22 protein-coding genes and 1 tRNA gene are annotated in these 26,921 nt (G+C 71.1%); 10 read left to right on the forward strand and 13 right to left on the reverse strand.

Annotated elements, in window-relative coordinates; translation table 11 throughout:
• The first annotated feature begins 82 nt into the window (after positions 1–82).
• A tRNA-Leu gene (locus tag KI385_RS12535) sits at positions 83–166 on the forward strand.
• 83 nt (positions 167–249) lie between these two features.
• Positions 250–1,032: a transcriptional regulator gene (locus KI385_RS12540; RefSeq protein WP_238572257.1), complete on the forward strand. Its 783-nt coding sequence runs from the start codon at positions 250–252 to the stop codon at positions 1,030–1,032.
• Between the two features lie 51 nt (positions 1,033–1,083).
• Here the strand turns inward: KI385_RS12540 and pyk are convergent, their stop codons facing one another.
• The gene (gene pyk / locus KI385_RS12545; protein WP_238572258.1) at positions 1,084–2,520 is read right to left on the reverse strand and encodes a pyruvate kinase; all 1,437 of its coding nucleotides are present in this window, start codon (positions 2,518–2,520) and stop codon (positions 1,084–1,086) included.
• Positions 2,521–2,665: 145 nt separating this feature from the next.
• Entirely contained in the window at positions 2,666–3,409 is a 744-nt protein-coding gene (locus tag KI385_RS12550; protein ID WP_238572259.1) for an SIMPL domain-containing protein, read from the reverse strand.
• 198 nt (positions 3,410–3,607) lie between these two features.
• Between KI385_RS12550 and KI385_RS12555 the strand changes: the two genes are divergently transcribed.
• Positions 3,608–5,428, forward strand: a complete 1,821-nt coding sequence (locus KI385_RS12555) for a bifunctional metallophosphatase/5'-nucleotidase (RefSeq protein WP_238572260.1) — start codon at positions 3,608–3,610, stop codon at positions 5,426–5,428.
• 49 nt (positions 5,429–5,477) lie between these two features.
• Here KI385_RS12555 and KI385_RS12560 read toward each other — a convergent pair whose 3' ends face one another.
• The 4 genes from KI385_RS12560 to KI385_RS12575 all read right to left on the reverse strand — a co-directional run bounded on the left by KI385_RS12560 (position 5,478) and on the right by KI385_RS12575 (position 12,156).
• Positions 5,478–6,914, reverse strand: a complete 1,437-nt coding sequence (locus KI385_RS12560) for a lysine N(6)-hydroxylase/L-ornithine N(5)-oxygenase family protein (RefSeq protein ID WP_238572261.1) — start codon at positions 6,912–6,914, stop codon at positions 5,478–5,480.
• Positions 6,911–8,341: a pyridoxal phosphate-dependent decarboxylase family protein gene (locus KI385_RS12565; RefSeq protein WP_238572262.1), complete on the reverse strand. Its 1,431-nt coding sequence runs from the start codon at positions 8,339–8,341 to the stop codon at positions 6,911–6,913. Before KI385_RS12565 ends, KI385_RS12560 begins: the two co-directional genes overlap by 4 nt.
• A gap of 196 nt (positions 8,342–8,537) precedes the next feature.
• Positions 8,538–11,123: an aminopeptidase N gene (gene pepN, locus KI385_RS12570; RefSeq protein ID WP_238572263.1), complete on the reverse strand. Its 2,586-nt coding sequence runs from the start codon at positions 11,121–11,123 to the stop codon at positions 8,538–8,540.
• A 145-nt stretch (positions 11,124–11,268) separates the two neighbouring features.
• Positions 11,269–12,156, reverse strand: a complete 888-nt coding sequence (locus KI385_RS12575) for a helix-turn-helix domain-containing protein (protein ID WP_238572264.1) — start codon at positions 12,154–12,156, stop codon at positions 11,269–11,271.
• A 154-nt stretch (positions 12,157–12,310) separates the two neighbouring features.
• Here KI385_RS12575 and KI385_RS12580 point away from each other — a divergent pair, with 154 nt between their 5' ends.
• A complete protein-coding gene (locus tag KI385_RS12580; RefSeq protein WP_238572265.1) occupies positions 12,311–14,122 on the forward strand; it encodes a beta-galactosidase in 1,812 nt (603 codons plus the stop codon).
• 39 nt (positions 14,123–14,161) lie between these two features.
• On the opposite strand, the gene KI385_RS12585 is transcribed toward KI385_RS12580, so the two are convergent.
• The 3 genes from KI385_RS12585 to KI385_RS12595 all read right to left on the reverse strand — a co-directional run bounded on the left by KI385_RS12585 (position 14,162) and on the right by KI385_RS12595 (position 18,828).
• Entirely contained in the window at positions 14,162–17,242 is a 3,081-nt protein-coding gene (locus KI385_RS12585; protein WP_238572266.1) for an endo-alpha-N-acetylgalactosaminidase family protein, read from the reverse strand.
• 146 nt (positions 17,243–17,388) lie between these two features.
• The gene (locus KI385_RS12590) at positions 17,389–17,571 is read right to left on the reverse strand and encodes a hypothetical protein (RefSeq protein WP_238572267.1); all 183 of its coding nucleotides are present in this window, start codon (positions 17,569–17,571) and stop codon (positions 17,389–17,391) included.
• A gap of 447 nt (positions 17,572–18,018) precedes the next feature.
• On the reverse strand, positions 18,019–18,828 hold the full coding sequence (locus tag KI385_RS12595) for a S1 family peptidase (protein ID WP_238572268.1): 810 nt from the start codon (positions 18,826–18,828) through the stop codon (positions 18,019–18,021).
• 266 nt (positions 18,829–19,094) lie between these two features.
• Here KI385_RS12595 and KI385_RS12600 point away from each other — a divergent pair, with 266 nt between their 5' ends.
• On the forward strand, positions 19,095–19,994 hold the full coding sequence (locus tag KI385_RS12600; protein ID WP_238572269.1) for a hypothetical protein: 900 nt from the start codon (positions 19,095–19,097) through the stop codon (positions 19,992–19,994).
• Positions 19,995–20,074: 80 nt separating this feature from the next.
• Here the strand turns inward: KI385_RS12600 and KI385_RS12605 are convergent, their stop codons facing one another.
• The gene (locus KI385_RS12605; protein WP_238572270.1) at positions 20,075–20,770 is read right to left on the reverse strand and encodes an alpha/beta fold hydrolase; all 696 of its coding nucleotides are present in this window, start codon (positions 20,768–20,770) and stop codon (positions 20,075–20,077) included.
• Positions 20,771–20,936: 166 nt separating this feature from the next.
• On the opposite strand from KI385_RS12605, the gene KI385_RS12610 reads away from it, so the two are divergent.
• Positions 20,937–21,983 carry a LacI family DNA-binding transcriptional regulator gene (locus KI385_RS12610; protein WP_238572271.1) on the forward strand — a complete coding sequence of 349 codons (1,047 nt, stop codon included), beginning with the start codon at positions 20,937–20,939 and terminating at the stop codon, positions 21,981–21,983.
• 58 nt (positions 21,984–22,041) lie between these two features.
• Here KI385_RS12610 and KI385_RS12615 read toward each other — a convergent pair whose 3' ends face one another.
• Positions 22,042–22,776, reverse strand: coding sequence for an MBL fold metallo-hydrolase (locus tag KI385_RS12615; RefSeq protein WP_238572272.1), 735 nt, complete (start codon positions 22,774–22,776; stop codon positions 22,042–22,044).
• A gap of 132 nt (positions 22,777–22,908) precedes the next feature.
• On the opposite strand from KI385_RS12615, the gene KI385_RS12620 reads away from it, so the two are divergent.
• Both KI385_RS12620 and KI385_RS12625 read left to right on the forward strand, forming a co-directional pair.
• Complete coding sequence (locus KI385_RS12620) at positions 22,909–23,397, forward strand: hypothetical protein (protein WP_238572273.1); 489 nt, start codon at positions 22,909–22,911, stop codon at positions 23,395–23,397.
• A gap of 91 nt (positions 23,398–23,488) precedes the next feature.
• Positions 23,489–23,965, forward strand: coding sequence for a PPOX class F420-dependent oxidoreductase (locus KI385_RS12625; protein WP_238572274.1), 477 nt, complete (start codon positions 23,489–23,491; stop codon positions 23,963–23,965).
• Between the two features lie 33 nt (positions 23,966–23,998).
• Here KI385_RS12625 and KI385_RS12630 read toward each other — a convergent pair whose 3' ends face one another.
• Positions 23,999–24,721 (reverse strand): SDR family NAD(P)-dependent oxidoreductase, encoded by a 723-nt coding sequence (locus KI385_RS12630; RefSeq protein ID WP_238572275.1) that lies wholly within the window; start codon positions 24,719–24,721, stop codon positions 23,999–24,001.
• A 110-nt stretch (positions 24,722–24,831) separates the two neighbouring features.
• On the opposite strand from KI385_RS12630, the gene KI385_RS12635 reads away from it, so the two are divergent.
• Positions 24,832–25,371, forward strand: a complete 540-nt coding sequence (locus KI385_RS12635) for a MarR family winged helix-turn-helix transcriptional regulator (RefSeq protein WP_238577680.1) — start codon at positions 24,832–24,834, stop codon at positions 25,369–25,371.
• A 16-nt stretch (positions 25,372–25,387) separates the two neighbouring features.
• Here KI385_RS12635 and KI385_RS12640 read toward each other — a convergent pair whose 3' ends face one another.
• Positions 25,388–26,164: an ArsR/SmtB family transcription factor gene (locus tag KI385_RS12640; RefSeq protein ID WP_238572276.1), complete on the reverse strand. Its 777-nt coding sequence runs from the start codon at positions 26,162–26,164 to the stop codon at positions 25,388–25,390.
• Between the two features lie 67 nt (positions 26,165–26,231).
• Here KI385_RS12640 and KI385_RS12645 point away from each other — a divergent pair, with 67 nt between their 5' ends.
• Positions 26,232–26,825 carry a hypothetical protein gene (locus KI385_RS12645; protein ID WP_238572277.1) on the forward strand — a complete coding sequence of 198 codons (594 nt, stop codon included), beginning with the start codon at positions 26,232–26,234 and terminating at the stop codon, positions 26,823–26,825.
• The last annotated feature ends 96 nt before the right edge of the window (positions 26,826–26,921 follow it).

Raw genomic sequence — 26,921 nt, forward strand, 5'->3', positions numbered from 1 at the left:
CCTCGTTCCAGGCAGGTGGTGCCATTGCAGCCTACCTAGCGGCAGGGACCAACGGTGAACCGGTACACTCGCGGAGTACCTGGCCGGGTTGGCGGAACAGGCTTACGCGGATGTCTCAAACACATCTGTCCGAAAGGACATACGGGTTCGAATCCCGTACCCGGCACCTTGAGAAAGCGGAGGCTCACGCTCGCGTGAACCTCCGCTTTTTGCTACCCGTGGCAACGATCAGCCACGCACAGTGGCTGCATGTACGACATCAGCACACGTAAGCGAGCCCTCGCGCTGGTGAGCCAGGGGCGCAGCTTGAACTCGGTCAGCAAGGAGACGGGGATATCTCGGGCCTCTCTCCGCTCCTGGCAGCTGCGCATCGAGCCGCTGCCACGCATGCGAGTCCAGGCAGAGCCGTGCACGCGCTGCCAGTGCACCCCGGAACCGCCCGAGAACGCGAGGGAATACTCCTACCTCCTTGGCCTGTACCTCGGCGACGGCTGCGTCAGCGCTCATCCGCGTACCGGGTACTACCTACGCATCGCTTGCGCGGATGCATGGCCGGGCCTGGTGGACGCCTGTGAGGCCGCCATGCGCGCGGTCAACCCCACTCGGAGCGCCTACCGCACACGAGCCCAAGGCTGCGTGTCGGTGGTCAGTTACAGCCAGCACTGGCCGTGCCTCTTCCCCCAGCACGGCCCCGGCAAGAAGCACGAGCGGCCGATCGTCCTCGAAGCCTGGCAGCAGCAGATCGTGGACGAGTTTCCCTGGGAGTTCATCCGGGGGCTCGTCCATTCCGACGGCTGTCGGATCACCAACTGGGCGACGCGTATGGTCGCCGGGGAGCGTAAGCGCTACGAATACCCGCGGTACTTCTTCACCAACATGTCCGCCGACATCCTGCGGCTCTATACGGACACCCTGGACAAGGTCGGCGTCGAGTGGAAACTCGCCCGGCGATCCCGCAAAGCGGAGAACATCTCCGTAGCCAAGCGCGCCTCCGTGGCCCTCATGGACCAACACATCGGGCCGAAGTACTGACAGGGACGGCAGTCAGGACCTCGGCCCAGCGGGATCGCGGTGCGGGTGGGGCTACTTCGGGATGTCGTCCTCGCCGATGTGGTGGACGCGAACGAGGTTGGTGGAGCCGGGGACGCCGGGTGGGGAGCCGGCGGTGATGATGACGACGTCGCCCTTCTGGCAGCGGCCGATCTTGAGGAGCTGTTCGTCGACCTGGGCGACCATCTCGTCGGTGGAGTTGACGGTCGGGCCGAGGAAGGTCTCCACGCCCCAGCTGACGTTGAGCTGGGAGCGGGTGGCCGGGTCGGGGGTGAAGGCCAGGAGCGGGATGGGTGAGCGGTAGCGGGAGAGGCGGCGGACGGTGTCGCCGGACTGGGTGAAGGCGACGAGGAACTTGGCGCCGAGGAAGTCGCCCATGTCGGCGGCGGCGCGGGCGACGGCTCCGCCCTGGGTGCGGGGCTTGTTGGCTTCGGTGAGCGGCGGGAGGCCCTTGGCGAGGAGGTCTTCCTCGGCGGCTTCGACGATGCGGCTCATCGTCTTGACCGTTTCGGTGGGGTACTTCCCGACGCTGGTTTCGCCGGAGAGCATGACGGCGTCGGTGCCGTCGATGACGGCGTTGGCGACGTCGGAGGCTTCGGCGCGGGTGGGGCGGGAGTTGTCGATCATCGAGTCGAGCATCTGGGTGGCGACGATGACGGGTTTGGCGTTGCGCTTGGCGAGTTTGATGGCGCGCTTTTGGACGATCGGGACGGTTTCCAGCGGCATTTCGACGCCGAGGTCGCCGCGGGCGACCATGATGCCGTCGAAGGCGGCGACGATGTCGTTGATGTTGTCGACGGCCTGGGGCTTTTCGACCTTGGCGATGACGGGGAGGAAGCGGTTTTCTTCGCGCATGATGCGGTGGACGTCTTCGATGTCGCGGCCGCTGCGGACGAAGGAGAGGGCGATGATGTCGGCGCCGTAGCGCAGGGCCCAGAGGAGGTCGTCCTGGTCCTTTTCGGAGAGGGCGGGGACGGATACGGCGACGCCGGGAAGGTTGAGGCCTTTGTGGTCGGAGACCATGCCGCCTTCGATGACCTTGGTGCGGACGCGGGGGCCGTCGACCTCGATGACTTCGAGGGTGACCTTGCCGTCGTCGACGAGGATGTGTTCGCCGGTGGTGACGTCGGCGGCGAGGCCGTCGTAGGTGGTGCCGCAGATGTGGCGGTCGCCTTCGGTGGACGGTTCGACGGTGATGGTGAACTCGTCGTCGCGTTCGAGAAGTACGGGCCCTTCGCGGAATCGGCCGAGGCGGATCTTCGGACCTTGAAGGTCGGCGAGGATGCCGACGCTGCGGCGGGTTTCTTCGGATGCTTTGCGGACCCGGTCGAATCGCGCCTCGTGGTCGGCGTAGGTGCCGTGGCTCAGGTTGAAGCGGGCGATGTCCATTCCGGCGTCGACGAGGCCTTTGATCTGCTCGTACGAGTCGGTGGCGGGTCCCAGTGTGCAGACGATCTTTGCTCGGCGCATGTTTCGACTCTATGACTTACCGGGCGGTAGGGAACTGTAAAGAAGTGACCGCTCAACGAGCGCTTGGTGAAAGGCTGTTGACAAGTAATGGAATGCGCGCGAAGGCGCTCCGATGAGCAGAATATCGCCCTCGCGCGGCTCGGTCTCACAGTGCGGGACGGGTCATCGTAAAGCGCGCGTTGACGTTCGCGTAGACGGTTTGGCGCTCGGGTTCGAGGTCGAGGGCGGGGGCGGATTCCTGGACGGCGGCGCCGCCGTAGCCGGCGAAGGAGCGCATGGCGGGGGCTGCCATGGGGGCGGTGTTCTCGGCGCCGAGATCGGCGATTTCGACGATGGCGTCGAGCCGGGCGCCGAGGGCTTCGGCGTATTCGCGGGCGCGCTGGACGGCTTCGCGGACGGCCTGGGTGCGGGCGTTGCGATGGGCGGGCGAGTCGGGGCGCAGGGCCCACCAGGGGCCGTCGACGCGGGTGAGGTCGAGGTCGGCGAGGCGGGTGGTGAGTTCGCCGAGGGTGGTGAAGTCGTTGAGGGTGGCGGTGTGGGTGACGCGTCCGTGGTAGGCGCGGATGCGTTCGTGGCGGCCCTTCTCGGTGAGTTGGGGGGTGAGGCTGAAGGTGCCGGTTTCCAGTTTTTCGATGGCGTCGCCGTAGCTCTTGATGAGGGTGAGGGCTTGTTCGTTGCGGCGGGTGAGGTCGGCGAGGGCGGCTTTGCGGTCGGTGCCGCGGGCGCTGACGGTGACGACGATGCGGGCGATTTCGGGGTCGACCTCGAGGCGGGCTTCGCCGCGTACGGCGAGGCGGGGGGTGTCGGGGGTGCCGTATGGGAGGGCGGTGGGGCTGGTGCCGGTGGTGGGGGTGTGTTCGGTGGGTGTGTCGGGGGTGGGGTCGGTCATGGTGCCTCCCGGGTTCGGTGGGGGGGTGGTCGGTGGGCGGGGTGTCGGGGTGGGCGTGGGGTGCAGGGTCGCATATCGGGGCGGGGTGGGGTGGGTCATCCGCTGCCGGGCGGTGAGGGGTGTTGCGGTGGGGGCCGCTGCGCCAGAATCTACGCGCGTTGTCCCTGTCCGTAAGGCCTTTCGTCCAAGGGAGTTGGCATGTCGCTCGACCGTAGGAAGTTCGTGGGTGGTTCCGTGGTGACGGGAGCCGGGGTGGCGCTTGCGGGGGCCACGGGCGCGCCGGCGGCGGCGGTGGGGGTTCAGGGCAGCGGCGGGCGCGGCCACGGTCGCCGTCGGGAGCGGTATGCGTTCACGGTCATGGGCACGACGGATCTGCACGGCAATGTCTTCAACTGGGACTATGCGACGGACGCGGAGTTCGACGACGCGGCTCACAATGATGTCGGGCTGGCGAAGATTTCGACGCTGGTGGCGGATGTGCGGCGGGAGAAGGGCCGGCACAACACGCTGCTGATCGATGCCGGTGACACCATTCAGGGAACCCAACTGGCGTATTACTACGCCAAGGTGGATCCGATCACGGATCCGGGCGGTCCGGTGCATCCGATGGCGCGGGCGATGAATGCGATCGGCTATGACGCGGCGGCACTGGGGAATCACGAGTTCAATTACGGGATTCCGGTTCTGCGGAAGTTCGAGGAGAGCTGTGATTTTCCGCTGCTGGGGGCGAATGCGGTGGATGCGAAGTCACTGCGGCCGGCGTTCCGGCCGTATGTGATGAAGCGGTTGCGGACGCCGCACGGGCGGGAGGTGAAGGTGGCGGTGCTGGGTCTGACGAATCCGGGGATAGCGATCTGGGACAAGGCTCATGTGCAGGGGAAGCTGGCGTTTCCGGGGTTGGTGGAGCAGGCGGCGAAGTGGGTGCCGAAGCTGCGGTCGATGGGCGCGGATGTGGTGATCGTGTCGGCGCATTCGGGGACGAGTGGTACGTCGTCGTACGGGGATCAGTTGCCGTATGTGGAGAATGCGGCGGTGCTGGTGGCGGAGCAGGTGCCGGGGATCGATGCGATTTTGGTGGGGCATGCGCATGTGGAAGTTTCCGAGCGGCGGGTGCTGAATGAGCAGTCGGGCCGGGAGGTGGTGTTGTCGGAGCCGTTGAAGTGGGGGCAGCGGCTGACGCTTTTCGATGTGGTGGTGGATTGGCGTCGGGGGCGTTGGGGGGTGGGGTCGGTTGGTTCGCGGGTCTTGAATTCGAATGCGGTGGCGGAGGACCGGCGAATCACGGGTCTGTTGCGTGCGGAGCACCGGAAGGTCGTGGCGTATGTGAACCGGGTGATCGGGCGGTCGAAGGCGGAGATGACGGCGGCTCAGGCTCCGGTGCGGGACACGCCGATATTGGACTTCATTGCCTTTGTGCAGGCGGAGGTGGTGCGTAAGGCGCTGGCGGGGTCGGCGTATGCGTCGTTGCCGGTGTTGTCGCAGGCGTCGTGTTTTTCGCGGACGGCGACGGTTCCGGAAGGTGATGTGACGATCCGGTCGATGGCGGCGTTGTATCCGTTCGACAATACGCTGGAGGCGCGGGTGCTGACGGGTGCGCAGGTGCGGGCGTATCTGGAGTTTTCGGCGCGGTATTACGTGCGGACGGCGGCCGGTGATGGTCCGGTGGATCCGTCGAAGATCACGAATGCGGACGGTACGCCGGATTACAACTATGACGCGGTGAGCGGGGTGTCGTACGAGATCGATATCGCGAAGCCGGCGGGTCAGCGGATCGGGAAGCTGATGTTCGACGGGAAGCCGGTGGATGATGCGGCGCGGTTCGTGCTGGCGGTGAACAATTACCGGGCGAGCGGTGGCGGCAATTTTCCGCATGTGGCCGCCGCGGAACAGGTTTGGTCGACGTCGGACGAGATCCGGAATTTGATTATCGGTTGGGTGCAGGAGAACGGGGAGATCGATCCGGTGAAGTTTGCTTCGGTGGCCTGGAAGTTGACGCGGGACGGGGTGCCGGTTTTCTGAGGACGGCACGGGTGGGCGGCGGCGGTGCCCGGGGCATCGCCGCCGTGGGTCAGTGGCGTGGCACGAGGGTGGAGCCTTGGCGGGGGACGGTGCCGGTTCGGGGGGTTGAGGGTTGGGGGAGGCCGAAGGTGGTGAAGGCGGTGCGGGTGGGGAGGGGGTAGGGGGTTTTGTCGGTGAGGGAGTTGAGGATGGTGGCGCTGCGCCAGGCGGCGAGGCCGAGGTCGGGGGTGCCGACGCCGTGGGTGTGGGTTTCGGCGTTCTGGACGTAGATCGAGCCGGTGACGGAGGGGTCGAGGGCGATGCGGTGGTGTTCGTCGATGCGGGGGCGTTCGCCGGAGTCGCGGCGTACGTAGGGGTCGAGGGCGGCGAGCAGGGTGTCCATGCGGCGTTCGCGGTAGCCGGTGGCGAGGATGACGGCGTCGGTGGTGAGGCGGGAGCGGGTGCCTTGCTGGGTGTGGTCGAGGTGGAGTTCGACCTTGGTGGTGCCGACGCGGCCTGCGGTGCGGACGCAGACGCCGGGGGTGAGGGTGGTGTCGGGCCAGCCGCCGTCGAGGGTGCGGCGGTAGAGCTCGTCGTGGATGGCGGCGAGGGTGGTGTGGTCGATGCCCTTGTGGAGCTGCCATTGGCCGGGGACGAGGTCGTCGCGGACGCGTTCGGGGAGGGCGTGGAAGTAGCGGGTGTAGTCGGGGGTGAAGTGTTCGAGGCCGAGTTTGCTGTATTCCATGGGGGCGAAGGCGGGGGTGCGGGCGAGCCAGTGGAGGCCTTCGCGGCCGGCGGGGCGGGCGCGGAGCTGGTCGAGGAAGATTTCGGCGCCTGACTGGCCGGCGCCGATGACGGTGATGTGGTCGGCGGCGAGCAGGCGTTCGCGGTGGTCGAGGTAGTCGGCCGAGTGGATGACGGGGACGGCGGGGGCGTCGGCGAGGAGGCGTAGCGGGACGGGGATGTGGGGGGTGGTGCCGATGCCGAGGACGAGGTTGCGGGCGTAGGTGCGGCCGAGGGCTTCGGCTTCGCCTTCGGTGCCGAGTTGGGTGAAGTCGACTTCGAAGGCTTCGCGTTCGGGGTTCCAGCGGACGGCGTCGATCTGGTGGCCGAAGTGGAGGTCGGGGAGGTTTTCGCTGACCCAGCGGCAGTAGGCGTCGTATTCGGCGCGGTGGAGGTGGAAGCGCTCGGCGAAGTAGAAGGGGAAGAGGCGTTCGCGGGTTTTGAGGTAGTTGAGGAAGGTCCAGGGGCTGGCGGGGTCGATGAGGGTGACGAGGTCGGCGAGGAAGGGGACTTGGAGGGTGGCGCCGTCGATGAGGAGGCCGGGGTGCCAGTGGAAGGCGGGTCGCTGGTCGTAGAAGGCGGTGCGCAGGTGGGTGAGGGGGTGGGCGAGGGCGGCGAGGGAGAGGTTGAAGGGGCCGATGCCGATGCCGGCGAGGTCGAGGGGTTCGTCGGGGCCGGTGGTGTCGGTGGTGAGGGCGCCTTCGGGGGGTGGGGTGCTGGTCATCGGGGGATGTGGCCTTCCACGAGTTTGAGGAGGGTGGTGAGGTCTCCGGGTTGGGTGTGGGGGTTGAGGAGGGTGGCCTTGAGCCAGAGCCCGGTGGGGGTGGTGGCGCGGCCGAGGACGGCTTGTCCGTCGTTGAGGAGGGTGCGGCGGATGGTGGCGAGGGTGGTGTGGTCGGCGCCGGTGGGGCGGAAGAGGACGGTGCTGAGGGTGGGGCGGGAGTGGAGTTCGTAGCGGGGGTGGGCCTCGATGAGGTCGGCGAGGGTCCGGGCGGCGGCGAGGGCGCGGTCGACGAGTTCGCCGAGGCCGTGGCGGCCGAGGGCTTTGAGGGTGACGGCGATTTTGAGGATGTCGGGGCGTCGGGTGGTGCGCAGTGAGCGGCTGAGCAGGTCGGGGAGGCCTGCTTCGGTGTCGTCGTCGGCGTTGAGGTAGTCGGCCTGGTGGGCGAGCGGGGCGAGGGTGGTGGGGTCGGGGACGGCGAGGAGGCCGGCCGCGACGGGTTGCCAGCCGAGTTTGTGCAGGTCGAGGGCGACGGTGTGGGCGCGGTCGAGGCCGTGCAGTGCGGTGCGGTGGGTGTCGCTGAAGAGCAGGGGTCCGCCGTAGGCGGCGTCGACGTGGAAGCGGGCGCCGTGCCGGTCGGCGATGTCGGCGAGGGCGGGGAGGGGGTCGATGGCGCCGGAGTCGGTGGTGCCGGCGGTGGCGGTGAGGAGGAGGGGGCCGGTGCGTCCGGCGAGGTTGGCGAGGCAGGTGTGGACGGTGTCGGGCGTGAGGATGCCGTCGGGGGTGGGGAGGGTGAGGGGTGCGGGGAGGCCGAGGAGCCAGGCGGAGCGGTGGATGGAGTGGTGGGCGTTGGCGCCGCAGATGATCTGGAGGGGGCGGGTGGGCCGGTGCGGGTCGGTCGCGGAGCCGTGGGGGGCGGCTTCGCGGGCGAGGAGGAGGGCGAGCTGGTTGGATTCGGTGCCGCCGGTGGTGATCAGGGCGTCGGGCCGGGAGGCCCGGGGGTAGACGAGGGCGGCGAGTGCATGGCCGGCCAGGGCCTCCAGTGCGGAGGCGGCGGGGGCCTGGTCCCAGGAGTCCATCGAGGGGTTGAGGGCGCTCGCGGCGAGGTCCGCGGCGGTGGCGAGGGCCAGTGGCGGGCAGTGCAGGTGGGCCGCGCAGTGGGGGTCGGCGGGGTCGGCGGCGCCGGCTGCGAGGGTGTGCACGAGGGTGCGCAGGGCGGCGTGCGGGCCGGTGCCGTGCTCGGGCAGCAGGGGGTGGCAGGCGTCGCGTACGGCGCGCGCGACGGTGTCGGGTCCGCCTGGTGGCAGGGGGCCGGCGCGGTCCTCGGCGCCGGTGGTGAGGGCGTCGAGGACGGTGTCGAGGAGGGGGCGGAGTGCGCGGGGGCCGTTGGTGCCGCCTGCGAGGGCGGTGCCGGCAGGGGGCACAGACATCAATGTGCTCTTCTGTCAGGGGAGTTGGGGCCTTTGTCCATGACGGACGAATCTTAGGCGGCCCTAAGTTACTTTCCCTGTACGGTGCGTATCCACTGGTCGTGGCCATACCACCCGTAAGTGGTACGGGGGTACCGCAGGTGTTCGGGTGCCGCCGGCTGCCGGTCCGGCGGCACCCGTTGTGCCGGGTCCGGCGCTACGCGCCGTCGGCCGCCGCGCGTATCGCGACCGCCCGCCGCAGATCGTCGAGCTGGTCGATGAGCTTGCGGCGCAGGGCGGGGGTGGGGTCGCCGTCGGTGAGGCAGGTTTCGCCGAGGCGGAGGGTGTCGTCCTCGATGAAGGTGGCGGGGAAGGCGTAGCGGCCGGCGGCTTCGGCGAGGGCGGGGCCGCGGGCGGCGGCGAGGGCCGGGGCGTCGGTGAAGTAGCGGCTGACGTAGGGGCGGAGCAGGTCGTGCTGTTCGGGTGACCAGAAGCCGGTGGCGGTGGCGGTGAAGAGGTAGTTGGACAGCGCCGCGGTGTCGTCAGTGGTGAACAGGGCGTCCCAGGCGGCCTGTTTGGCGGCCGGGTCGGGGAGGGCCGCGTGGCAACGGGCGGCGCCTTCGCGGCCGGTGGCGCTGGGGTCGCGGGCGAGTTCGGCGTCAATGGCTTCGGGGGTGGCGGCGCCGAGGGTGGCGAGCCGGCCGAGGATGCGCCAGCGCAGTTCGGGGTCGAGGTGGGGGCCGCCGGGGACGCTGCCGTCGTCGAGCCAGTCCTGGATGCCTTCGGGGGTGGTGGCGCTGTCGATGTAGGCGCGTACGGCGGTGAGCCGGAGTCCTGCCGCGGTGCCGTGTTCGGGGCCTTCGGTGCGGCGCAGGATGTCGCGGCTGAGGGCGGTGAGGGTGGCCAGCGCGGTGTGGCGCTCGGCGGCGGGGAGGTAGCGGTCGGCGATCTGGGTGCGGGCGAAGGCGAGGACGCCCTGGACGATGGCGAGGTCGGTTTCGTACGGGAGGTGGGCGCGGGCGGCGTCGAGGTAGGCGGTGGGTGCGAGCTCGCCGTCGCGGACCATGTCGCGGGCGGCGTTCCATACGACGGCGCGGGTGAGCGGGTCGGGGAGGCCGGACAGCGCGGCGAGGGCGGTGTCCCAGGAGGCCGTGTCGAGGCGGACCTTGGCGTAGGTGAGGTCCTGGTCGTTGAGGAGGAGCAGGGCGGGGCGGGGGCCGGAGGAGCTGAGGGCGCAGTCGCCGGTGGCCGGGATGTCGGTGGTGAGGCGGTCTCGCAGCACCAGGCGTTTCGGGTCGTCCGGGGCGTGGTCGTAGAGGCCGACGGCGATGCGGTGCGGGCGGCTGCCATCGGCCCGGTCCGGCGCTGCGGAGTGGTCGCTCTTCTCCGCGAAGAGCGGGGGGCTGCCCTGGTGGTGGATGTTCACGTGCCAGTGGGCGCCGTCGTGGGTGACTTCGGGCGTGAGGGTGTCGACCCCGGTCGTCCGCAGCCAGCGCTCGGCCCAGGCGTGGACGTCGCGGTCGGTGGCACCGGCGAGGGAGTCGATGAAGTCGGCGAGGGTGGCGTTGCCGAAGCGGTGCCGGGCGAAGTGGTCGTTGATGCCGGCGAGGAAGTCCTTCTCGCCCATCCAGGCGACGAGTTGGCGCAGTGCGGAGGCGCCCTTGGCGTAGGAGATGCCGTCGAAGTTGAGGAGGGCGGAGGCGGTGTCGGGGACGTCTTCGGGGGTGGGGGCGACGGGGTGGGTGGAGGGGCGCTGGTCGGCGTCGTAGCCCCAGCCCTTGCGGGCGATGGCGAAGTCGGTCCAGGTGTCGGTGAAGCGGGTGGCTTCGGCGAGGACCTGGTAGCCCATGTATTCGGCGAAGGACTCGTTCAGCCAGATGTCGTCCCACCACTTCAGGGTGACCAGGTCGCCGAACCACATATGGGCCATTTCGTGGGAGATGACCATGCCGCGGGTCTGGCGTTCGGTGTCCGTGACGGCGGAGCGGTAGATGAATTCGTCGCGGAAGGTGACCAGGCCGGGGTTTTCCATGGCGCCGGCGTTGAATTCGGGGACGAATGCCTGGTCGTAGGAGTCGAAGGGGTAGGGCTCCTCGAAGAGCTGGTGGTAGCGGTCGAAGCAGCGGCGGGTGATGTCGAGGATTTCCTCGGCGTCGGTGTCGAGGTGCGGGGCCAGGGAGCGGCGGCAGTGGATGCCGAAGGGCAGTCCGGCGTGTTCGGTGCGTACGGAGTGCCAGGGGCCGGCGGCGACGGCGACGAGGTAGGTGGAGATCAGGGGGGTGGGGGCGAGGGTCCAGTGGCCGGGGTCGCCTTGGGTGGCGATGCCGTTGCCGAGGACGGTCCAGGTGGTGGGGGCGGTGACGGTGAGCGCGAAGACGGCCTTGAGGTCGGGCTGGTCGAAGGCGGCGAAGACGCGCTGGACGTCCTCCATGAACAGCTGGGTGTAGACGTAACTCTCGCCGTCGGCGGGGTCGGTGAAGCGGTGCATGCCTTCGCCGGTGCGGGAGTAGCGCATGGTGGCCTGGAGGCGCAGTTCGTGGTCGCCGGGGGTGAGGCCGGTGAGCGGGAGGCGGTTGCCGTCGAGGGCCGCGGGGTCCAGGGGGCGGCCGTCGAGGGTGGCGGAGTGCAGCTCGACGGGCTTGAGCTCGACGAAGGTGTCGCCGTCGGCTCGTGCGGTGAAGTGGATGACCGTACGAGAGGCGAAGCTGTCCTCACCCTGGGTGAGGTCGAGTTCGATGTCGTAGCGGTGGACGTCGATGAGTCGGGCTCGGGTCTGCGCCTCGTCGCGCTGCAGTTCGGGCATGGGTGTCATGCTGCCGTACGGCCGGTGGCCTGTGCACGGGGGTTTGACCTCCGAGGAACCGCCGGACGTGGGGGCGGGCGCCTCGCGGGGTTGCGTGTGTGCCGCGGGGGCCGCACCGGCACCCTCCCCCAGCCACAACCACCCCTCAGCCACCCCACCCGCTGACCAACGGCGGATCATCCGGGTCCGGGATCTGGGTCGACCAGCCACCCGGAACGCTGCGGACCTGGCGGTCGCGGAAGCGGACCGGGGCGGTGCCGACGCGTCGGGTGAAGAGGCGGCTGAAGTAGGCCGGATCGTCGTAGCCGACCCGGCGGGCCACCGCCGCGACCGGGAGTTCGGTGCCCACCAGGAGCTCCTTGGCCCGGCCCAACCGGATCCCCAGCAGATAGTCCTTGGGGCTGCAGCCCGCCCCACGCCGTACCGCGGTGCGCAGTTCCGCGGGCGTCATACCGTGCCGGGCCGCATGCTCGGCGACCGACAGCGGCAGGAACGCGTCCCGGGCCAGGGCCTGGAGGACGGGGTCGCCGTCGGCGTCGGTGTCGGCACGGGCGCGGCGCAGCGCGACGAGGAGTTCATGGACCGCGGCGGAGGTCTCCACCTCCAGGAGGGGGTTGCCGCGCCGGGCGGCCCGCGCGATCCGCCCCACGGCCGCCCGCGCCGGCCCGGTGTCGGCGAGCGGTACGAGCGGGCGGTCCGGCTCGATGTAGCCCAGTTCGGTGTACGTGGCGGCGGCCGGCCCCGTGAAGTCGACGAAGCTCTCGTCCCAGCCGGTCTCCGGATCGGCCCCGTAGTGGTGCGGCACGCCCGGCACGATCCACAGCAGGGCGGGCGCGGTCACCGTCCGGCGCCGCCCGTCGGGGGCGGTGAACCAGCCGCGGCCGGCGCTGATGACGATGGCGACATGGTGGTCGAGGGTGCGCGGGCCGACCGTGGGCAGTGCGCCGTGCTGCAGTCCGACGCCCAGGCACACCAGGCCGAGCCGGTGGTGGGCCGGGCTCGGAGTGAAGTACCGCATCCAGGTGTGGTACACGCCCGGGCCTCCCGTCGCTCCGTCCGCTCCGTCCGCTCCGTCCAAACAACGCCGATCTTTGTCCATGGACCGTCACACCGCCAGAGGGCGAGGGTGATCGATGACCGTGAGCGCCCGGCCGGTGGCGCACAGACGACGAGCGAGGGCGGGAATCGTGGCGCAGTTCGTGGTGGGCGAGCGGGACTTCGCGCTGGACGGGCGGCCGTTGCGGCTGCTGTCCGGGGCGTTGCACTACTTCCGGGTGCACGAGGCGCAGTGGGACCACCGGCTGGCGATGCTCCGCGCGATGGGCCTGAACTGTGTGGAGACGTATGTGCCGTGGAATCTGCACGAACCGCGGCCCGGCGAGTTCAAGGATCCGGAGCAGCTGGGGCGCTTTTTGGACGCGGTGCAGGCGGCGGGGCTGTGGGCGATCGTCCGCCCGGGGCCGTACATCTGCGCGGAGTGGGAGAACGGCGGGCTGCCGGAGTGGCTGACGGGGCCGCTGGGCCGGCGGGTGCGGACGTGGGACGCGGTGTATCTGCGGGCCGTGGACGCGTGGTTCGAGCGGCTGCTGCCGCAGGTCGTGGCGCGGCAGTGCACAGCGGTATCGGGGCCCGGCGGACCGGGCGGCGGGCCGGTGATCATGGTGCAGGCGGAGAACGAATACGGCTCGTACGGCAGCGATGCGCGGTATCTGGCGTGGATCGTGGAGCGACTGCGTGAGCGGGGGATCCGGGTGCCGCTGTGCACCTCGGACGGGCCCGAGGACCACATGCTGAGCAGTGGCTCGATTCCGGGGGTGCTGGCCACCGCCAACTTCGGGTCGGGGGCCCGGGAGGCGTTTGCGACGTTGCGCCGTCATCAGGCGGACGGTCCGCTGATGTGTATGGAGTTCTGGTGCGGGTGGTTCGCGCACTGGGGGCAGGCACAGGCGCCGCGGGCTCCGGAGGACGCGGCGGCGGCGCTGCGGGAGATTCTGGAGTGCGGTGCGTCGGTGAACATCTATATGGCGCACGGCGGCACCAGCTTCGGTGGCCGGGCGGGGGCCAATCGCGCGGGTGAGCTGCAGGACGAGGCGCTGCGGGCGACGGTCACCTCGTACGACTACGGGGCGCCGGTCGATGAACGCGGGCGTCCGACGGAGAAGTTCTGGCGGTTCAGGGAGGTGCTCGCCGAGTGGGCGGAGGGGCCGCTGCCGGAAGTGCCGGAGCCGCCGCTGGTGCTGTCGGCGCCCGTGCGTGCGGTGGTCGGGGAGTGGGCGCCGGCCGGGGAGGTGATGGCGGCGCTGGGCGGTGCGGAGGTCGAGGGGGGCGGTCCGGCGACGTTCGAGGAGCTGGGTGTGGACCGGGGCGTGGTCCGCTACCGGGTGGAGGTGCCGGGGCCGCGGGGACGGTATCCGCTGCGGGTGCGCGGGCTGCGGGACCGGGCGGTGGTGTGGGTGGACGGGGTGCGTACGGCCGTGGTGGACACCGAGGACGCGGTGATCGGGGAGGTGGCGGGGCCGGCGTCGGTGGAGTTGTGGGTGGAGTCACTGGGGCGGGTCAACTACGGACCGCGGCTCGCCGAGTCGAAGGGGATCGTGGGCGGGCTGCTGCATGAGCGGCAGTTTCTGCACGGCGTACGGTCGCGGGGGCTGCGGCTGGACGCGATGGAGGATGCCGAGGCGGTGGCGAAGGTGGCGTTCCGGGCGGCGGCGGGGGCGGAGGGGGCCGCGGGGCTGTACCGGGGGACGCTGACCCTGGCCGGGCGGCCCGGTGACGCCGATCTCGCGTTGCCGGGCTGGACGCGTGGTTTTGTCTGGATCAACGGGTTCTGTCTGGGGCGCTATTGGGCCGTGGGGCCGCAGCGCACCCTGTATGTGCCGGGTCCGGTGCTGCGTGAGGGGGACAACGAGCTGCTGGTGTGGGAGTTGGAGGGCGCCCCGGCCCTGGTGGGGGAAGGGGCGGGGGCGCCCGGTCTGTATCCCTGCGCGGCGGTGCGCTGAGGGATCCGTGGGGGCGGGCCGGCCCGCCCCCACGGCGCGTCACACCTCGCGTACCTCGAAGGTGTCGAGGACGAACTCCGCCGTCCCGTCGTCGCCCACCTTGCGCAGTCCGACCCATGCCTCGCCGCGGTCCGGTGCGGTGAACTCGTAGGCCCAGGTGGTGGGTCGGGTGGCGACCGGCAGGGGGCTGCGGGTCAGTTCGCGGGCGGTGGGGTCGTCGACCGCGGTGATCCAGGCGTACTGGCCGGCCTTCTCGTTCTCGTAGCGGAAGGTGATCCGGTAGCGGTGGCCGGGGGTGAAGCGGACGGTGTGCGGGACCGTCCGGTAGACGAGACCGGTGTTCTCGCCACGCGATTTGAGCGACTGGCCGCCGTCGATGACATCGTCGATCGCCTTGCCGTTCCAGCCGCGCTGGGTGAACGGGGCGTGCCGCTGGGCGATATGGGTGCGGGGGTCGGTGACATCGCCCGCGTCGCCCTTGACGAAGACGCCCCAGCCCTGGGGCACGTTCTCGAAGTCCTCGTAGGCCAGTGCGCCCTTCTTGGCGGTGGGCTCGGCGGGCACGACGCGTACGTTGTCGAACCGGACGCGGGCCCGGCCCGCCGCCGCGGTCAGGGCGAGGGTGACCGGGCCGCCGCCGTCGGGGACGGTGAAGTGGGTGAACAGCCGCTGGAAGCGGGTGCGGGACTTGCGGTCGGCGGCGACGTAGTTGCCGGCGGTGGAGGCGTCGGTCCAGTTGGCGGCGGTGACGCCGTCGGCGGTACGGATCTCCAGGGCGGCCCGCCGCCGCTCGCCGGCCTCGGCGCCGACCTCGATCTGCACGGAGGCGGCGTAGGTGCCGGGGGCGAGCCGGGTGAGTTTCTGGGCGACGGTGGCGGCGCCGCCCGCGCCGATGACCAGCTCGTGGTCGCCGAGTTCGGAGAGCTTGACGGCGGCCGGGCCGGTGACCTGCCAGCCGTCCAGGGTGCCGGAGTGGAAGCCGGGGTCGGTCAGGGGCGTGCCCTCGCCCCAGCCGGGTCCGCCCTGGGCGGGGGCCTTGCTCCGGTGGACGACGTAGGCCACGCCGGCCCGGGCGGTGAGGGTGATCTTGCCGCCGTTGACCGGGACCCGGGTTTCCTGGGTACGGCCCTGGTCGGTGAGCCGGTAGGCGTAGACCGTGGTGGCGTCCGACCAGCCGCGGGGCAGTGTCCAACTGGAGGTGCCGCCACGGGGGTTGTAGTGGTAGAGCTTGTCGGGGTCGGTGGCCCGGCGGGGCTCCCAGGGGAGCAGATAGGTGCCGCCGTCGTAGACGAGGCGGCCGTCGGTGGTGATCTTGCGGGTGCCCTCTGCGTCGCTGACGGAGGTCTTGGTGGGGCCCTCGAAGGTGATCTCGTGCGCGCCCCAGGTCTTGATCGGGTACGCCTGGAGGTATTTGGCGGGCAGGGCGTCGGTCCAGATGATCGTGTGGAAGGCGTGCCAGTCGGTCTTGCCGACCCAGCCCTCGAAGTTGCCCATCCGGCCGCTGCCCAGCAGCGTGGGCCACTTGTCGGCGAAGACGTCCTTGTGGTGGTTGCGGACGAAGCGGATCAGCCGGGAGTTGATGCCGCGGGAGGTGTCGGGGCCGTAGTCGGTCTCATTGGCCCAGTGCGACCAGAGGGCGGAGCGCTCCAGCCCGTGGCCCCATTCGGTGGTGACCTGCCAGCCCTGGTCGCGCAGATGGCGCTGCAGCCGGTCGGAGTTCCAGCCGGACTCGCGGAAGACGTCGATGTAGAGGGTGGTCAGGGCCGGGTCGGTCTCCTTGCGCAGTTGGGCGAAGCGCCGGGCGATGTCGCCGGAGACCAGGTCGCGGCGGGGGTCGATGCGGTAGGACTGGTCGAGCCAGTCCCATTGCTTGTCGTCCTTGTCGACGAGCCGCTCGGAGAAGGCGTGGGCGACGGGGTAGGACTCGGTGGCGTTGACATGCACCGCGAAGTCGCTGTTCCACTTCTTGCCGGCACGTACGAGGGCGTTGAGGTCGGCGAGTCCGCCGGCCCGCCGGTTGTAGTTGCCGCCGTAGTCGGGGTGCGCGGAGTCATGACCCTCGGACTGGTAGCCCTTGAGGAGGGTGAACTGCCGCAGCCCGTCGGTGGCCAGCGCGATCCGCTTGACGTTGTCGAGGGTGGCGAGGAACGGGTTGGTGGCCTGGCTGGCGAAGTTGAACGGGATGTGCGGGACGACCCGCAGATGCTGTTCGTCGGCGCCCAGCGGCACCACCATGATGTCGCGCAGCGCGATCGCGGCGTCCTGCCAGTCGACGGTGCCGTCGCCGTTGCGGTCGCGGGTGACGATGACGGTCGCGTACGGCAGCGGGTCGGTGGCGTCCACCGGCTGTCCGGCGGCCCGGTGCGTCCACTGCCCGCAGACCAGCTGTGCCTTGACGAAGCCGTCGCCCTTGACGGTCTGCCGCCACAGCCGGCCGTTCTCCCAGGTGGTGGCGCCGGAGGGCTTGTCGTGGACGGTGTTGGTCTCGACGGCCGCGGCCAGCCGGTCGGTGGCGACGACGGCGTAGGCGCATCCGGTGGGTGCGGCCTCGGCGGGGGTGTCGGCGGTGACCTGCACCAGGGTGTCGCCGCTCTTGGCCTTGTCGAGTTCGATCCGGGCGGCGAGCAGCGCGGCGCCGGGCTGGTCGCTGCGGACGCTCAGCAGGGCGAGGCCGGGGATGTCCAGGGTGCCGATGCGCAGCGCCGGGGTGTCGGTGATCCCGGTGACCCGCCAGGTGACCTGCCAGTCCCGGACGGCGATCTCGACGGTGAGCTCGGTGCCGCCGTCGAAGCGGAGGGTGTAGGTGGCACGGTCGGCGCGGGTGCGGTGGGTGACCTGCGGGGTGCGGGCGGTGCCGTCGATGAGGACCTGGGCGACCGGGGTCTCCTGGCCGTGCAGGACGGCGCCGGTGCCGCGGTCGGTGTAGGAGACGATGCGCGGGAAGGCGGTGTCGACGCGGATCTCCAGCGCGTCGGACCGCAGTACCGCCTCGCCGGCGCGCGGTGCGGCCGCGGCGGGGTGTGCGCCGAGCGGGAGGGCGCCGGCGACCCCGGCGAGCGCGGTGGCGGTGACGACCTTTCTGCGGCTGGGCCCGCGCGGGGCGCCTGTCTGTTCGTTCACGCGCGCTGTCCTCCTTCGTACCTGCACTGCCTGTCGGACGACAGCGTGCTGCCGGTGCGGGGCGTGCGCCTATGGACAAAGGAGGGGCAGGTGTTGGACAGATGTGGGGCCAGGAGCGGTACGGGTTCCGGTCCGGGCGGCCGGCGTCAGGCCGGGACCGCGCGCGAGGGGGCGTCCGCGTCCGACTCGCACTCGACGGGGCCGTGATGGCCGCCCAGCAGGACGTAGGCGAGGGCCGCGGCGGAGGCGGCGAGGAGCAGGGCGGCGACGACCGTCACACGGTGGTCGCGGTCGCGCGCCGGGGGCCGGGGGCGGGGCTCGAAGGACATGTCGTTCACGTTAGGGAGCTGCCACGGGGCCGCCCATGGGCCGTACGGTCATCGCTGACGGCACAAGACCCGGTCGAAAGGGTGAGATTGGTCCCCGGCGGGGACGGACCAACGTCCGGGAGGCGGGGGACCAAGGACCGGGACCAAAGACCCGGACCAAGGTCCGGGGGCGAGGACCGGGGGCGAGGACCGGGCGGAGGCCAGCGGCCGAGGACCCGGCGGAGGCCAGCGGCCGAGGACCCGGCGGAGGCCAGCGGCCGAGGACCCGGCGGAGGCCAGCGGCCGAGGACCCGGCGGAGGCCAGCGGCCGAGGACCCGGCGGAGGCCAGCGGCCGAGGACCCGGCGGAGGCCAGCGGCCGAGGACCCGGCGGAGGCCGGCGGCCGAGGACCGAAAAGGCCCGGGGAGCAACGGCTCCCCGGGCCCTTCGTGTACGCGCGTGGTGCGATCAGCCGCCGAGTTCGCCCGCGGCCTTCTTGATGTTCGCGGCGAAGGCGCTCACCTCGCTGTAGACACCGGGCTTGCCGGGCCGTGCGCAGCCCTCGCCCCAGGAGACGATGCCGACCTGGAGCCACTGGCCGGCGTCGTCCTTGCGGAACATCGGGCCGCCGGAGTCGCCCTGGCAGGTGTCGATACCGCCGGTGTCCAGCTTGCCGGCGCAGATCTCGTCGCCGGGCGTCAGCTGGTCGCCGTAGGCCTTCTGGCAGGCGGCGTCATCGACGAACGGCACACTCGCCTTGAGGAGGTAGCGCTGCTGGTCGCCGCCTTCCTTGTCGGCGCCCCAGCCGGCGATGGTGAAGTCGCCGTTGTTGAGCTTGTCGTCCTCGGCGATCTTCAGGGTGGGCTGGTCTATCGGCTTGGCGAGCTTGATCAGCGCCCAGTCCTTGCCCTTGCCGTCGTAGCCGGGGGCCTGCAGGACCTTGGTGGAGTTGACCTTGACGGCGGCGGAGTCCTCCAGGTCGACCACGCCCGCGGTCGCGGTGATGGAGGTGTTGTCGCCGCTGCCCTCGACGCAGTGCGCCGCGGTGAGCACGATGTCCTTGGCGTAGAGGGCGCCACCACAGCCCATCGACAGCCGGACCATGAAGGGGAATTCACCCTGGTCGGCCTTGGTGCCGCCGACGACCTTGGTGTGGACGGAGCCGGACGGGTCCGGTGCGGGGGCGGCGGAGGCCGAGCCGGGCTGGAGGCTGAAGGCGGCCAGCGCGATCGCGCCTACGGCAGTGCTTCTTTTGAGGTGCTTCCGGTAGCTGCGCAACGGGCTTCCTTTCGTGGGGGGTTGCACGTCGATGACGAGCCCATGCCAACACCGGAGCCGGACGTGGCCGTCGCGAATATGAGCGTGGAGGACGACAGCACGCCGTAAGGCGTCCGGACCCAGTGGGGGATGAGTCCGTAAAGCGCCCTGTGATTATGTGGAGTGGGCGATCAGAGTGACAAGGGTGCGCATCCGGCCAACTCCCTTACCACCCAGGCCCCGTACGGCCCATACCGGACGTTCCCGGACACCCGTAGAGTGGCCGGGTGACCACGGGTGGCAGCGAGATCGAGCACGGATATCCCCATATCGACACGGTGCGTTCGGCCGTCACGGCCCTGTTCAAACGCCTGTCGTACGACACGGTGAGCACCTTCGCCACCAGCGTGCTGCCGGTCGATGTGGCCTTCGACGACACCGAGGACCTGCATCTGGGCGCCCAGCGGATCGCCCGCGCCCTCGTCCGGCAGCTGCATCTGCCGGACGCACGGATGGTGGTCACCTTCCGCGAGATGGAACATGCGGCGAACATCGAACTCACCGCGGGTCCCGAGTACTTCATCGAGCTCAACGACCGCTTCAGGAAGCACCGCAAGGACATCGGCGCCGCGCTGGCCCATGAGGTGATGCATGTCTATCTGCACCGACTGGATCTGTCGTTCCCCGGCACCCACGACAACGAGATCCTCACCGACACCGCCACCACCTATCTCGGCGCGGGCTGGCTGCTGCTGGACGCCTATCGCGAGCACGGCCCGCTCTCGCAGAAACTCGGTTATCTGACGCCGGAGGAGTTCGGCTATGTCCTCGCCAAGCGGGCGGAGTTCTTCGGTGAGGACCCGGGGCCGTGGTTCACCAGCCCGCAGGCGTACGACGCGTATACGGCGGGGGTGGCGCGGGCCCGCCAGGACGCGCGCCGGCCGCCGCTCGCCGCCGCAGGCTGGGCCGCCCGGCTCCGTTACGCCAAGGACCGCCGGGCGGCGCAGGATCCCCGGCGCGCCGAACGGCCGGCCGGCCCCGGTGACGGCTATGTCTTCGAGGGCCCGTCGCCGCTGCGGGTGTCGTTCCCCTGCCCCGCCTGCCATCAGCGGATCCGGGTGCCGGTGCGCGGCCGGCTCCAGGCGCGCTGCGGGCTGTGCAAGACGCTGCTGGACTGCGATACCTGACGGGGAGCCGACTGCGGCGAAGGGCCTGCCGCCCGGTCGCGCCCGGCCGGGAACGGCGTTTTCCGCTGCGGGGGGCTGGGCTAGACCCAGCCCTCCAGGCCCGCCAGGAAACCGTCGAAGTCGTCGCGGTGGATGGTGTGCCCGGCGCCCTGCACCGTACGGACCTCGAAGCCACGGGTCGTCAGCTCGGCCGCCTCGTGGCCGGAGAAGAGGAACCCCTCCCCCGCGATCTGCACCAGCGAGGGGACGACCGGCTTCTCGGGCGTACGGTCCTGCAGGCGCTCGGCGGACAGTGCGAGGGCGGTGCCGGTGTCCCAGTCGGCGAGCGTGGCCAGTTCGATGTCCACATCGGCGGCGTCCCAGCGCGGATTGAAGCTCCGCACCATCGTCCGGTCGGCATTCTTGAACGCGAGGAAAACGGCCGGGTCGACGGGCTGCTCGACCCGGCCGAGCGACCATGCGGGATCGCTGTAGACCGCCCGCCGCGGCTGCAGCCGCTCCACCGCCAGGGACAGCGCCAGGCCGCCCAGTGAATGCCCGATGGCGACCTCGGGGGCGGCGGGCAGGGTCTCCACGAGGTCCTCGGCGAACAGTTCGGCGCCGTAGTCGCCGCGCGGACTGCGGCCGTGGCCGCGCAGATCGACGGCGATGACGCGATAGCCCCGCTCGGCGAGCGCGGGGCCGACCCGGTGCCAGGTGCGGTGGTCGGACATCATTCCGTGGACCAGCACCGCGGTCCGCCCGCCGGCGCCCCATTCATGGGTGTGCAGCTGCATGCCCGTTCTCTCCTCGGTCCGTCCGCTCTCCGGCTCACGCTGTCCCCGGACCCGGCTCCCGGGCCGGGACCGCACCCGGCCGAGATTACACGTGTAAGTAGACTCCGCGGAGGTGCCCCGCCCCGACCACGCCGGGCAAAAACCCTGTGCGAGGATGCCCAGCAGCATGACTGACCCAGCGGTCCCCCGGGCCACCCCAACACCCCCGACCAGCGCGGCCGTTGCCCGTCGCGCCGGGGTCTCGCGCGCGACGGTCTCCTACGTCCTGAACGGGCAGGCCGCCGGGCGCGTCGGCGAGCGCACCCAGGCCAGGGTCCGGGCCGCCGCCGAGGAGCTGGGATACGTACCGCACGCCGCCGCCCGCAGCCTGCGCGCCGGCCGGGGCAGCATCGTTCTGCTGGCCGCCCCCGCCGACACGGCCTTGGCCTTCGGCCCCCTCTTCACCCGTTTTTTGGCCGGATTCCAGACCGCGCTGCACCACCTCGGCTACACCGGCGTGCTGCACGGCGCGCCCGCCGCCTCCCCGACGGCGGCCGCCCGCGCCTGGGCCGAACTACGGCCCGCCGCCGTACTCACCCTGCACGGCCCGCCGCTGGACGCGCCCGCGGTCGAGCTGCTGCGCCGCGCCGGCACCGCCGCGGTCCTCACCCACGGCCCGTCGGCGCCCCCCGGCGCCCACAGCCTCTTCCTCGACCAGCGCGAGGCCGGACTGCGGGCCGGTGAACATCTGCTGGCCCGCGGCCGCCGCCGGATCGGCGTGGTCCGGCCCGCCGAACCGGGCCTGACCGCCTTCGCCGAGTCCCGGCTTGCGGGCGTACGGGCCGCGGCCGCCGCCCACCCCGACGCCGAGGTGCACCCGCTCGACCTCGCCCTCACCGAGGAGTCCGCGGCACGGCTCGCCGCCGCCTGGCAGGAACGGGGCCTGGACGCGGTGTTCGCCTACAACGACGAGTACGCGATGCTGCTGATGCGCGCCCTGCAGGACGCCGGCCACACCATCGGCACCGGCGCCCCCAGCCGTATCGCGGTGGTCGGCGCGGACGATCTGCTGCTGGCCCGGCTGCTGCGCCCCCGCCTGACCAGCGTCCGCGCCGAGATCACCCCGCCGGAGCGGGTCGCCGAATGGGTCGCCGCCCTGATCCGCGACCCCGCCGCCGCGCCCCTCACCCACCGGCTGGGCACCTTCCATGTCGAGGCGCGCGATTCCGGCTGACCCGGCGCCCCGTCCCGCTCGCGCGGGCCGCGGCACACCTCGCCGGCCGTTTCCGTCGTCAGCGCCAGTCCTTCTCCGGTGTGGCCGCGGCCAGAACGGCGCGGGCGCCGCCGCGGATCGGGTCGCCGTGGGATACGCAGACGGTGTCGACGTCGTCGAGGGCGGCGAGCCGCCGGAAGGAGGCGATGGCCGTCTCGCGGTCGACGTTGAACGGCCCGAGGACCACATGGGTGCCGCCGGGGCCGGTGCCGATGATGTCGCCGGGGAACAGCAAGCGGCTCTCGGGGAGGTGCAGCGCGATTCCGCCCGGTGTGTGGCCGGGAACGTGCAGGACCCGTACCGGCTCCGGCCAGTCGTCGAGGGTGTCTCCCTCCTGGAGGGCGACATCGACCTCGACATGGCGCAGCGGCGGAACCTCGGCGGTCGCGAAGTTCGCCATGATCCCGTCGTGCAGCGTCTGTTCGGCCGCGGTCAGCGCCGCCGCGGGTTCGGGGGCGGTGCCGCGGATGTACGGGACGTCCGGTGCGCCGGCCAGTACGCGGGCGCCGGTGGCGGCGACCAGGTCGGCGGCGGAGCCCATGTGGTCGATGTGGGAGTGGGTGAGCACGATCTGCCGCAGCTGGTCCGGCCGGCCACCGAGCCGGGCGAGTGCGTCGAGGATGGCAGGGGCCGAGCCGGGGATGCCGGTGTCGACCACGGCGTACCCGTCGTCGGGAAGGGCCACGACGTACACGTGCCCTACGGGGAAGGGGAGTTGCCAGACGGCGGAGGCGATTTCGGTGAGTGTGTCCATGGGACGGACGCTAACTGGCAGGCGGGGCGCTGCCACCGGCTTTGCGCCGTGGGCGGATTGAGCGTATGGCGAAAGAGGCCGGAACCTGTCTTGCCTTCGGTACGTCACAGCGCTGAACCAAGGAGGCATGTCATGCGAGGATCCCACCTCTCCCGCACCCGTACGCTCGCCGCCGCGCTCGCGCTGGCGGCATCCGGCGCCGTCGCACTGTCCGGCTGCGGGCAGAAGCAGCAGACCGTGGGCACCGCGCCGCCGCCGAAGAAGCAGGACGCATTCGAGCGGCGGGCGGACCAGATCGTGCGCAGCTGGCCGAAGGTCTCCCCGATCGCGGGGCGGCAGCAGGCGCTGTTGCCGTTGGTCGGTGTGGAGCGCCCCAAGAACACGGACGTACGGGAGATCACGGTGACCGTGGGGCACAGCGCCTGCGATATCCGCTTCGGCGCGCGCAGCCATGAGTCGAAGGACCTGGTGGTGATCACCGGCTGGGGCAAGAAGAAGAGCGCCAAGGGGATGTGCACCGAGAACCTGGCCACCGACAGGGTGACGGTGCGGCTCAAGAGTGCGCTGGCCGACCGCAAGGTCGTGGACGCGGCGACCGGCAAGCAGCTTCTCAAGGGGTGAGCGGTGGGCGGACGGCCGGCGGCCGAGACCTGCGGGCGTGTTCGATCCGCGGTGGGCGCTGGAGTCCGCTCCAAGATCTAGGCTCGGCCGTATGAGCCCTTCCATCGCCACCAACACCCGTGTCGAGCTGCCCGAGCTGCTGGAGTTCGTCCGCCCCCGTCACCGTGCGATCCTGCTCACCCGCCGTTCCGACGGCACTCCGCAGGGCTCGCCGCTGACCTGTGGGGTGGACGACTCCGGGCGGCTGGTGATGTCGACGTATCCGGAGCGCGCCAAGGTCCGTAACGCCCGTCGGGTCTCGTCGGTCAGCGTCATCGTGCTGTCCGACGAGTGGAACGGCCCGTGGGTGCAGATCGACGGCGAGGCCGAGGTCATCGACGCCCCGGATTCGGTCGAGCCGCTGGTCGAGTACTACCGCAATATCGCCGGTGAGCACCCGGACTGGGACGAGTACCGGGAGGCGATGCGTCAGCAGGGAAAGTCGCTGATCCGGGTGACACCGATGCGCTGGGGCCCGCTCGCGACCGGCGGTTTCCCGGCCCGCCTCGCGGAGGGCGACGACGCGTAGGGCGTGTCCTGGTGTGCCGCGACCGGGCGGGCATCAACGGGTGGTGCGGGTGCCGCCGTTGACGTTCAGTACCTGGCCGGTGATGTGCCGGGCCGCCGGTGAGGCCAGGAAGGCGACCGTTCCCGCGATGTCGTCCAGGGAGCCCGCGCGGCGCACCGCCGAGGCGGCCACCAGGTGGTCGCGGCGCTCGTCGGTGAGCCGGTCGCGGAAGAACTCGGTGCCGGCGATATAGCCGGGTGAGACGACGTTGGCGGTGATGTCGCGGGGGCCGAGCGCCCGCGAGAGATCGACGTTCCAGGAGGCGAGGCCGGCCTTGGCCGCGCCGTAGGAGCCGGCTCCCTGGTCGGCGGCGATCGACCCGATGTGGACGACCGCGCCGCCGGCCGCCAGCCGGTCCTCCAGCGCCTTGGTGGTCAGCGCGGCGCTGAGCAGGTTGGCGTCGAGGTTGGCGCGGAAGTCCCGGGCGTAGGCCGCCAGGTCGGTGGTGCCGTCCGCGTCGAAGTCGGTGTTGCCGCCGGCGTTGTTGACCAGGAGGTCGATCCGCCCGGGGAGTTCGGCGAGCAGCGCGGTGAGCGCGGCCGGATCGGTGTGGTCGCAGACCAGCGGGCGGAGGGTGGCGTGGCCGGCTGCCGTCTCGTTGAGGGGGCCGGTGCGCCGGCCGGTGACGACGACGTCGTCGCCTTGGGCGGCGAAGTGGTGGGCCACGGCGCGTCCGATGCCGGATCCGCCGCCGGTGACCAGGATGGTGCGTGACATATGCTGAGCTCCGTCCATCACGTTCAGCTCTAAATTTAGAGCTGAACATAACATCACCGGGAGAGCCCGTGGCAAGAGAGAACGAGGCGAAGGACGGCTACGGCTACCCGATGGACCGTGCCACCTCGTACCCCGTCGAGGAGATCGCCGCCGCCTGGGAGCGCGAACGCCCGGGCACTCCGGTCTCCTCGATCGGGATCGTGACGCCGATCTGGCGGCTGGCCAAGCTCCTGGGCGACGACCGGCGCCGGGTGCTGGCCCGCGCCGGGGTGGACCCGGCCACCCTCGATCTGCTCAGTGTGCTGCGCCGCAGCGGCGAGCCGTACACCCTGACGACCCGTGAGCTCAGCCATCGCTCCCTGGTCACCGCGGGGGCGGTCTCCCAGCGGGTGGCGCGCGCCGAGCGCGAGGGGCTGGTGACCCGGCGGCCCGGCGAGGGCCGTCCGCGTACGGTGCTGGTCGAGCTGACACCGGCGGGCCATGCGCTGGTCGAGGCCACCGTCGACCAAGTGCTGTGCCGCGAGGCCGAGTTGATCGACGGACTCTCCCCCGAGCAGCAGGAACAGCTGGCCGGTCTGCTGCGGATCCTGCTCCAGGACACCCAGCGCAAGCTCGGCGACGACCGGATCGGCCATGTCGGAGAGGGCTGACCGGGCCGCGCCACGGTCAGCCGCGGGGTGGCCATCCGCGGGGCGGTGAGAACGTCAGGGACGGGAAGAGCGCCGCGTCGGGCAGCGCGAGCTGGGCACGGAAGGCCGCCCGGCCGGTCTCGGTGAGGGTGAGGATCCGGGTGGCATGGGCCTTGACGATCCAGCCGCGGTCCAGGGCGTGCCGGTAGAGGGCGGCGCCGACCGCGCCGGAGAGGTGCTGACGGCGCACCGTCCAGTCGAGGCAGGTGCGGACATGGGCCCGGTGGGCGGCCGACGGACCGGCGTCGGGGATACCGAGGGCGGTCAGCCACTGGGCGCCGGCACCGGTCAGCACCAGACCGTAGTCCCGTGCCAGCAGGCCGCGTTCGGTCATCGCCTCCACGATGGCCACGCCGAGTGCGCCGGCGATGTGGTCGTAGCAGGTTCTGGCGTGGTGCAGGGCTCTGCGCTGGTTGGCCTCGGCCAGCGAGCGGATCGGGACCTGGCGGTAGGGGGCCAGGCCGGCGAGGTTCTCCAGGGTTTCCGCGGTGTCCGGCCCGGCCAGCCGTACATAGCGCCGCCGCCCCTGGCGTTCCTCGGCTAGCAGGCCGCCGGAGACCAGGAGGTTGAGGTGCTCGGTGGTGGTGGAGGGCGCCACCGCGGCGTATTCGGCGAGTTCGCCGGCGGTCCAGGCGCCGCCGTCGAGCAGGGCCATGCAGATGGCGGCGCGGGTGCGGTCCGCGAGCAGCGCCGCGAGGGCGGCCAGATCGGGGGTTTCCGCGACGCTTTCATTATCGGCGTCCCATCGGTTCATGCGCAGAGAGTAACTGCAGATAACATTTCGGTGAGCACCGAATCATCCGGCTTCTATCCTCTGAGGCATGAAAGGCGCAGTGGAGAAAAGCAGTTCGGTCACCCCGGCGCTGCTGTCCACGGAGAACGACGACGGGACATTCGTGCTGGTCGAGCTGCGGATCCGGTGGGAGCTCGGCCCGGTGGTGAGCGTCTGGCTGCCGGCCCGTGGCCGTACCGCGCAGAATCTCGCGGTACGCCCGGACGTGGTGTTCAATCTGCCGCCGGACGGTACGGGGACCGATGAAGGCGCGGGCGCCATGCCGTCCGCGAAGGACGCACCGTGGACGGAGCCGTCCGAGTTGGTGCGGCCGCCCCGACTGGTGCACTGTCCGGTGCAGTTGGAGGCGCGGCGGGTCGGTGAGCGCACGGTGACCGACGGGGCGTGGACGCAGATCGAGGCACAGGTGCTGCGGGTGCATGCCGACCCGCGGTGGGTGCTGCCGCTGAGCGACCGCCGGATCGATCTGGGGGACCGCCGTATCGATCTGGGGGCGTGGCATCCGCCGGTGCACGACTTCCGTCCGTCGGCCGCACCACCGCAGCAGGCCGTGCCGGCACCCGCGCGGGAAATGGCCCGGCAGTTGGGACGGCGCTTCCCCGCGGAACGCAGCGGCTCCTAGGAGCCCGGCCCCGCGGCAAAAGCCCGCGGCGCCTGCCCTCCGGTCGGGGGGAGGGGACAGGCGCCGCGGTTGTTCCGTACGACGTTGTACGGGACA

Source organism: Streptomyces inhibens (genome assembly GCF_022221585.1).
Taxonomy (GTDB): domain Bacteria; phylum Actinomycetota; class Actinomycetes; order Streptomycetales; family Streptomycetaceae; genus Streptomyces; species Streptomyces inhibens.